We start from the raw sequence: 4715 nt of genomic DNA, 5'->3' as shown, positions 1-4715 counted from the left end.
TCGGATCATAAGGCGGCTGCTTCACCATCAGCGGATTGATCGTGTGGGTCGAGATCGTCCCCATCAGCAATGTCTGCCCGTCGGGCTTGGCCTTGGCCACACGGGTGGCGCCCACGACGCCGCCTGCGCCCGTCACGTTCTCGATGACGATGGTCTGGCCGATCTGCTCGGACACTTTGCGCGCCACATGGCGGCTCACCACATCCGTGGCGCCGCCCGCTGCGAACGGCACCACCAAAGTGATCGGTCCTTTCGGCAGGTCGGCCTGTGCCCGGGCGCCTGCACTGAAGGAAAGTGCCGCAACGGCCGCGATGGCCGTCGTGCCGAAAAATCGACGCGTGATGCCTGTCGTCATTGGTTCCCACCCTTGATGTTGTCTTCGGTCGGCATCGGTTGATCCGATGTCCGCCAGTCGCTCAGCATAAAACAGGGCGCCGTAGCGCCCTGCCGTCATCCATCAGATTGGTGCGTGACCGAGTGCCGCACGGAAGCGATTTTTGACATGGACGCCATCACGTGGTGGCAACACGCGCGGTGGGTTCTCGGCTTTGACCTTGATGGTGGCGAGCTTGACGCCATCGCGCGAGGCCAGGCGCGTGCGCAGATCCTCGACACCAGCCATGTCGCGGATTTCCCTGGTCCAGCCAAAGCCGCAGGATTGCGCGACCTTGTCGAGATTTACGCCCATGCCGGCATGGCTCACTTGCATGCCGGTTTCGCCAAAGTGCCCGTTGTCGAGCACCGCGATGGTGAGATTGGCAGGCCGACGCGTGGCAATGGTCGCCAGCGCACCCATCCCCATCAGCATTTCGCCATCCCCGGTGACGACCAGCACCGAATGATCCGGCTTTGCCGTCGCAAGGCCAAGACCGACCATGGCTGCACTGCCCATCGCCGCCCAGAGATAGTAGTTGTTGTCGTGATCGCCGGCCGCCATCACATCGTACGATGGCGAACCAAGCCCGGTCACGACAAGAAGATCCTTGCGCCCGTCAAGCAAGGTCTTCACGACCTCGCGGCGATCGAGCGCGCCGCCTGCGTTCACTTCACCCATTGCTTCTCTCCGATCAGGCGCTGTCCAAGCAGCAGGGCGCAGGCCGAGTCTCCGTTGAAGGCCATCGCGGCAGCGCCACGCAAAAGCGGCGCGACGTCCTGCGGCTCATCGGCGCGCCAGGTGAGCACGCCCATCAGGTTCAGCGCGCGCTCGGTGGCCTGCCCCATCGGATTCTGCCAGCCGTTGAATTCGGCCCAGTCGCCGCGCATGGTGACCACCATCAGCAGCGGAAACCGCGTGCAGGTCTGCAAAGCGAGTGTGTTGATGCAATTGCCGACGCCGCTGGACTGCATCAGCAGCGCACCGCGCTCACCGCCGAGCCAGGCGCCCGCGAGATAGCCGATGCCTTCTTCCTCCGTGGTCAGCACCACCGAATTGATCGTGTTGTCCTCGGTCGCGAGGCGGATCGCCGTCGAGTGACCGGCATCCGGCACATAGACGATGTGTTTGACGTCGGCCGCCTTGAGAATGTCGAACACATCCCGTCGCCAGCCGGCCTGTTCGCCAGGCCCCTCTCCCGCATCGCTCATCAAGGTCTCCGCTCGTTGATCTCGCTGATGCAAGGCATAGCGCAATCAGAAGCATGGATCGCATATCGAATGATGTGAAGAGATATGCCGAAATTTGATCTCTGGCACCGCAACATCATGCGGCGTCTCAGCACTATGGTGCAGCAAGCGTGCGACCGACCCAGATATTTCGTGCGACGAGATCAGCGGCAATGTCAGTGAAGGTCTTCGCGACGAATTGCGCTGCAGCACTGACAGGGCGATCCGCGGGATAAGCGAGCACGAGCTTGCGTTCCGGCACGGGGTCGATCAGCGGCGCCGCACACAATGCTCCGCTCTCGACCAGACCGTGGATCGGTGCCAGCGGCAGCACCGTGGACCCGACCCCGTTGCGTACCAGATCGATCATCGCGCCGAACGAGTCAGCCTCGATATTCGCGCGCAACTGGACGCCGGCCTGCCGCGCGCAATCTTCCATGATGCCCCGCAATCCATGCCGCTGGCTCGGCAGCACGAGTTCGCGGTCCTGCAAGCTGACGAAGCGTACCGGCGCATCCATCGTCAGCCCGCCATCGCGCGCGCTGACCAGAAACAGCCGCTCCATCATCACGGGCACGATGCGCAACGAGCGAATCGGCTGCGGATCGTAGGAGACGGCCAGCTCCAACTCGCCGCGCTGCAGCCAATCGAGCAAATGGCCTGTGAAGGCCGACGACAGGCGCACCGACAATTGCGGATGGGCCTGCTGGATCTTGCGTACCAAGGGCACTGTCACGATTTCGGCCACGGTGGGCGTGGTGCCGATCGAGACCTGCCCGGAGAAGGACAGCGCGCCGCTGGACGACACGTTGCGGATCGCCTCGAGCTCGGCCATCACGCGCACGGCATGGTCGAGAACCTCACGGCCAACCGCGGTGATCACCATCCCGCGACCGTGACGTTCAAATAGCGTGGCGCCGAGTTCTTTTTCGAGCAAACCAATCTGCCGGCTCAAGGCCGGCTGGGCGATGCGCAAGCGATCGGCGGCCTTGCTGAGGCTTCCGAGTTCGGCAACATGGATCAGCGTCTTGAGCTGCGCGACGTCCATTGAGCAAGATTCCACCCGTGATGATACGGGCGGTCAGCCCGCACGCAGCATGGCATCCACGAGCAATCCTGCAAAGAGCAACAGCCCCGCGTCGCGATTGGACTTGAACAGCCGCAGGCACAGCGCGGAGTCGTTGATATCGATCCGCGTGATCTGCCAGGCGAGATGTCCGGCAAAAACGATGAGACCGATCCAGGCCGGCCAGCCGGCGCCGGCCAGACGCAGCGCGACGCTGATCAGCGAAACGGCCAGGCCATAGAAAATCACCAGCGCGGTTTGCGTGCGTGCACCGAACAGCAGCGCGGTCGATTTGATGCCGATCAGCGCATCATCTTCGGTGTCCTGATGGGCATAGATCGTGTCATAGGCGATCACCCAGCAGATCGCGCCGGCATAGAGCAGCAGCGCCGTTGCATCGATGCGCTGGAACACCACCGCAAAGCCCATCAGCGCGCCCCATGAGAAGGCGAGGCCGAGCACGCTCTGCGGCCAGTAGGTGACGCGCTTCATGAAAGGATAGGCTGCGACGATCGCCAGCGAGGCGATGCCGGTCGCAATGGCAAAACTGTTGAACTGCAGCAGTACGACAAGGCCGATCAGCGCCTGCAGGACGAGCCAGGCGAAGGCCTTTTTCGCCGTCACCTGCCCGGCTGGAATGGGCCGCGAGCGGGTGCGTTCGACCTTGGCATCGAGATCGCGGTCGGTGATGTCGTTCCAGGTACAGCCGGCACCGCGCATGACGAAGGCGCCGATGAAGAACAGCGCGATCATCTTTGGCAATTGATGGAGATCGTGAGCCGCACCGGAGGCCAGCGCTGCCGACCACCAGCATGGCATCAGCAGCAGCCACGATCCGATCGGGCGATCGAACCGCGACAGCCTCAGATAGGGGCGCGACCAGAGCGGCGCGACGCGATCGACCCAGTTATTGGCGGTCGCGTCGGCAACGCGGGCAGCCGCGTCGCTCATCGGGTGAGAACGTTGCCGTTCAGCGTATCGAAGGTGGTGCCGCCGCTCTTGCGTGCGGCGGATGCGTCAGGCAGCGAGGCCGACGAGCCGAGCACGTCGCTGAGGCGCGGGGCCGCAACCGGGCCGGGGCCACCGCCGCCACGGGCGGCAGCGCAGACCTTCTGGCGCATGTTTTCAGTGTTCTTGTGTCCTGCCTGCATCTGCGAGGAGACATTGCTGGGAATGCCGCATTTGGTGGCATTGGCCTTGATATAGCTGAGCATCTTGACCTCGCTCTGCGAGAAGGCCGAGATCAGTTTGCATGCTTCATCCGGCGGGGCCCGACGCTCGCTCGCGGCCTTGATCGCAGCACCGCGCTTTTCAGCTTCCTGACGCAGCGGCAAGAAGCCGGCCATGCAGTCGTCACCGCCGGCAGGGCCGGCCTGCTGCTGTGGAGGCGGACCGAAGCCACCACCGAGTGGCGCAGCGCCACCCGAAGGGAATGCACTGGGCGCGGCGGCGGCAGGTGCACCGCCCACGGGCGGGAATGGCGATGCGGCGGCGGGCGCAGCCGCGCCGTTCACAGGCGGAAAGGGCGATGAACTCGCAGGCGCAGCACTCTGGCCCGGCAGCGGCGCGGGAAACGCGCCCTGTGCATAGGCACCGGCAACTTGCATGGCGAAGGCGGCCACGGCGAGTGGCGCGATGAAACGACGGCTGATCACAGATTTTCCTCCGGCAGCATGTGCCCCGCAAACGGGGCAGAAGCTCTCCTGAATTCAGGCACTTCTACGATTCCTGCCAAGCCTTAACAACCCACCAATAAGCCGCTGATTTGGGCGGCAGCGCGGCGCCGGGTGGCGTTAAGTCGCGATCGCGCATGGTATTTCGTCGCATCTGCGCTAAAGCACCGGCTCTGAACGGGACCCCAGCCATGCCGCAATCCGATTTCCGCAGCCCCCGCCTCTATGTTGACGCAAGCCTCGCAACGGACGCGGCCATCGCCCTCGACCGCAGCCAGAGCAATTATCTCGGCAATGTGCTGCGGCTGAATGCCGGCGACCCCGTGCTGGTGTTCAACGGTCGCGACGGCGAATGGCAGGCCGCCATCGCCGCC

7 protein-coding genes are annotated in these 4715 nt (G+C 64.1%); 1 reads left to right on the top strand and 6 read right to left on the bottom strand.

Features of this window, described 5'->3' with window-relative positions; all coding sequences use genetic code 11:
• The 6 genes from ACIQ17_RS31040 to ACIQ17_RS31015 all read right to left on the bottom strand — a co-directional run.
• A partial coding sequence (locus tag ACIQ17_RS31040; RefSeq protein WP_398473331.1) for a Bug family tripartite tricarboxylate transporter substrate binding protein occupies positions 1–355 on the bottom strand: 355 nt, incomplete at its 3' end.
• A 102-nt stretch (positions 356–457) separates the two neighbouring features.
• Positions 458–1054 carry a thiamine pyrophosphate-dependent enzyme gene (locus ACIQ17_RS31035; RefSeq protein ID WP_398473330.1) on the bottom strand — a complete coding sequence of 199 codons (597 nt, stop codon included), beginning with the start codon at positions 1052–1054 and terminating at the stop codon, positions 458–460.
• Positions 1042–1584, bottom strand: coding sequence for a thiamine pyrophosphate-binding protein (locus ACIQ17_RS31030; RefSeq protein ID WP_398473328.1), 543 nt, complete (start codon positions 1582–1584; stop codon positions 1042–1044). The genes ACIQ17_RS31035 and ACIQ17_RS31030 overlap by 13 nt, the downstream gene beginning before the upstream one ends.
• 133 nt (positions 1585–1717) lie before the next feature.
• A complete protein-coding gene (locus ACIQ17_RS31025) occupies positions 1718–2650 on the bottom strand; it encodes a LysR substrate-binding domain-containing protein (protein WP_398473327.1) in 933 nt (310 codons plus the stop codon).
• Between the two features lie 33 nt (positions 2651–2683).
• A complete protein-coding gene (ubiA, locus tag ACIQ17_RS31020) occupies positions 2684–3619 on the bottom strand; it encodes a 4-hydroxybenzoate octaprenyltransferase (protein ID WP_398473326.1) in 936 nt (311 codons plus the stop codon).
• On the bottom strand, positions 3616–4323 hold the full coding sequence (locus ACIQ17_RS31015; RefSeq protein ID WP_398473325.1) for a hypothetical protein: 708 nt from the start codon (positions 4321–4323) through the stop codon (positions 3616–3618). The genes ubiA and ACIQ17_RS31015 overlap by 4 nt, the downstream gene beginning before the upstream one ends.
• Positions 4324–4532: 209 nt before the next feature.
• Between ACIQ17_RS31015 and ACIQ17_RS31010 the strand changes: the two genes are divergently transcribed.
• Positions 4533–4715, top strand: a 183-nt coding sequence (locus ACIQ17_RS31010; protein ID WP_398473324.1) for an RNA methyltransferase PUA domain-containing protein, incomplete at its 3' end; no start/stop codon positions are given.

Origin of the sequence: Tardiphaga sp., from assembly GCF_044340795.1 — a bacterium.
Classification (GTDB): Bacteria; Pseudomonadota; Alphaproteobacteria; order Rhizobiales; family Xanthobacteraceae; genus Tardiphaga.
This window is presented reverse-complemented; position numbering and strand designations above follow the sequence as displayed.